The sequence below is a fragment of the Phormidium sp. CCY1219 genome (assembly GCF_035615515.1).
Taxonomy (GTDB): Bacteria; Cyanobacteriota; Cyanobacteriia; order Cyanobacteriales; family Laspinemataceae; genus CCY1219.
Map to the genome: position 1 here is coordinate 1 of NZ_JAJENT010000006.1, position 203 is coordinate 203.

1 pseudogene is annotated in these 203 nt (G+C 54.2%); it reads right to left on the reverse strand.

From position 1 onward, the window contains the following. A pseudogene (locus LKK83_RS00210) lies at positions 1-203 on the reverse strand (photosystem II D2 protein (photosystem q(a) protein)); the annotation flags it as partial.

Sequence of the window (203 nt, forward strand, 5' to 3'; positions counted from 1 at the left end):
GGGTTTAAGGTCCAGTTGTGGAACCCTTGGAAGAACAATAGAAAACGGAAGATGGCGGCGACGCCAAAGCTGGGGGCAAAGAACCAGCCCGACTGTCCCAAGGGATACATCAAGAAGACGCTGACAAACACCGCGATCGGTCCGGTGAAGGCCAGGGCATTATAAGGACGAATCCCTAACAGACGGGAGATTTCCAACTGGCG